The sequence below is a fragment of the Rhodopseudomonas rhenobacensis genome, assembly GCF_014203125.1.
GTDB classification, from domain to species: domain Bacteria; phylum Pseudomonadota; class Alphaproteobacteria; order Rhizobiales; family Xanthobacteraceae; genus Rhodopseudomonas_A; species Rhodopseudomonas_A rhenobacensis.
In genome coordinates this window covers 1-2,610 of the sequence record NZ_JACHIH010000065.1, presented here as the reverse complement: position 1 = coordinate 2,610, position 2,610 = coordinate 1, and the positions used below count along the sequence as shown (strand labels likewise).

2 protein-coding genes are annotated in these 2,610 nt (G+C 58.7%); one reads left to right on the top strand and one right to left on the bottom strand.

The window, feature by feature from the left end; genetic code table 11:
• Window positions 1-200: 200 nt before the first annotated feature.
• The gene (locus tag HNR60_RS23900; protein WP_184262926.1) at window positions 201-896 is read right to left on the bottom strand and encodes a hypothetical protein; all 696 of its coding nucleotides are present in this window, start codon (window positions 894-896) and stop codon (window positions 201-203) included.
• 147 nt (window positions 897-1,043) lie between these two features.
• Between HNR60_RS23900 and HNR60_RS23895 the strand changes: the two genes are divergently transcribed.
• Complete coding sequence (locus HNR60_RS23895) at window positions 1,044-2,234, top strand: trypsin-like serine peptidase (protein ID WP_347339376.1); 1,191 nt, start codon at window positions 1,044-1,046, stop codon at window positions 2,232-2,234.
• Window positions 2,235-2,610 lie beyond the last annotated feature (376 nt).

Sequence of the window (2,610 nt, the reverse complement as noted above, 5' to 3'; positions counted from 1 at the left end):
CTTTTGCGCGCCTGGTTGGCCGCCATCATGCGAACCAAACCGCCGCCATCAACGAGCCGTCAGGTCGCTTGATTGGCCTTCTTCACGGACGACGATGAAGAGGAGTCGCCGATTGACTACGATCGCTCGAAATCACTCTCGGTAGCAGCGTAGGGCCGCCCTTGCGGACGGTCGCCTGATGCCGGCTCGCCTCGGGGGTGTTAGTTCGGCGAGTCGCTCGTGTTCAAGAACAGATCCCGCCAAGACGCCGGATCGAACGCGTCCTCCACCTTAAGCGCGCGAAGAAACGATGGAATGATGTTACCGTGCGCGCCGAGCTCGCGATCGTAGTCGATCACCGCCACATTCTCCGCCCCGAACGATCTGCTGAAGGCCTCGATGCGTTCGGCAAAATTGGCGAGCCAGGTATTATCGGCGGTATAGGCGTAGGAATCCGGATCGATCGTCTCCGGGAGGCGGTGTCGACGCATCTCCCGGCGATAGGATCTCAGGAAGGCCTCTCGGTCGCGGACGTAGAACAGGATCTCGATCTGGCTGGTCGGAATCAGTGATTTCAGCCGCTCCATCTCGTCGGCATAACGCAGATACGACAGTCCTTCGGACGAAAACACGATGCGTTCGGCATCCGAACTGTTCACATAGGCATGTAGCTTGTCGCGCACCGCTTCGCGGTAGGATTCATCGACGACCAGCTCGTTGTCCATCTTGAAGGGCGACAGACGCTCCGGGCGCATCGCCGCAACGTGGAGCTCGACGTGATTGTTCGGCAGGTGAACGCCGGTATAAAAATCGATTCCGCGCTCCCGCAGGATACTTCGATGTCGTTCAGCAAATGCCTGAATCGAAGTGGTCCCGGTCTTATGTACGCCGACGTGAAGGATCGCTCGTTTGCTCATTTGAACTAACAGACTCTAATTACATACTAAGCACATTGCGGTCGCAATCGCCTCTTGAAATCGTTTGTGGTCCGCCTTCGCGTAGAAGATTGCTTCTGAACGTTGCTTAGTATTGACGAAATGTTAACGCTCGTCTAGAAATCGCGCGTGGATGGCTTCTATTTTTATTTTATGGAGCTCCAGATGAAGCTTATATTGCGAACTACGATTTTTGCGATTGGTACATTGGTTGTGAGCGGGGCCTCGGCCCAGATTACTCAAAGCGGACCTACCGTCGCATTCGCGCCTACAACTCCCGCGAGCGTTTCCGGCATCGACTTGGCAAATGCCAAGGCGATGCCAATGCCGATGGCGGCGCGTGCACCGTCATTGACAGGAGCGCAGGCAGCACCGACGTTCCCGGGCCAATCCGGCTTTTCGCCGGGCGGAGCGGGGAATGGAAAGCTGGCGTCGATCCAGGTGGCGCCGGCCAAAACCGAAGGCGTTCTGAAGGCGCTGGCACAACCTGACGGTGTGGCACCGCAGGAGTACGGCGTCGGTGGCGTGCCCTACACCACCGCGAGGGTCAACGCCTACAATCAGCCGACCGCGACGTTTCAGCCCTACGCCGCGACGGGCAAGCTGTACTTCAATATCGGCAGCGGGACCTATGTCTGCTCCGCCTCGTTGATCAAACCCGGCATTCTGGTCACTGCGGCGCATTGCGTTTCCAATTACGGCCAGAGCCAGTTTTACAAGAATTGGGTCTGGTATCCTGGTTACAACAACGGGCAGGCGCCTTACGGTTATTACACCGGGAAGAACGTGCGCGTCATGACCGCATATTATAATGGCTCCGACGGTTGCTATCAGTACGGCGTCATCTGTCCGGACGACGTGGCGCTGATCGAATTGTACACGCCCAACGGACTTCCCGGGTCGGCCGTCGGTTGGTACGGGTATGGCTGGAACGGCTGGGGCTTGAACGGATCGAATCAGACCCTGATCAATCAGTTGGGCTATCCGCAGGCGCTCGACAGTGGCGTGTTCATGCAGCGTAACGACTCGCAGGGCACGGTCAATGCGACCTATTCCAACAACACCGTCATCGGTTCGCTGATGACTGGTGGGTCCAGCGGCGGGCCGTGGCTGAACAACTTCGGCAGGGCGCCGTTGCTGGCGAGCGGGACCGGTTTCGGCAACTACGCCAATCGCAACATCGTCGTTGGCGTGACCAGTTGGGGCTACACCGACACGTCATCGTCCGGCATGAAACTGCAAGGCGCATCGCCGTTCACCAGCAACAATATCGTCGCGTTGGTCAACGCTCAGTGCGCCGTCAGTCCGGGTAAATGCTGACAGCACGTCGGTTACCATCAACGGAACGCGGCCTCGGAAGGGGCCGCGGTCTTTTTGATGATCCATTGCAGGGCGCTCTCGGAACTTGAGTCATGCGACCTGAGCCGGGCCCTCGTTATCGGGGAGACCAGCTTCGGCAATGACAGCGCGAAACGACAGGGGGCTTCGCGCTTCACCACCGCTAATATCGGGGCGCTCATCACCGCGTCTGCACGATCAATCCGGGCAAGTGCTGATACGGCCTGTCCGCCGTAGATTTGGAGCGCGCTTGCGGCCTGGCCGTAAGCATCCGGTGAGCCACGCGGCGGGAGGCCTCCGGGGATTGCGGTCAGGATCGGGTGTGACGAGTTGCTAGTGAGGATGCAAGATCCCGTCG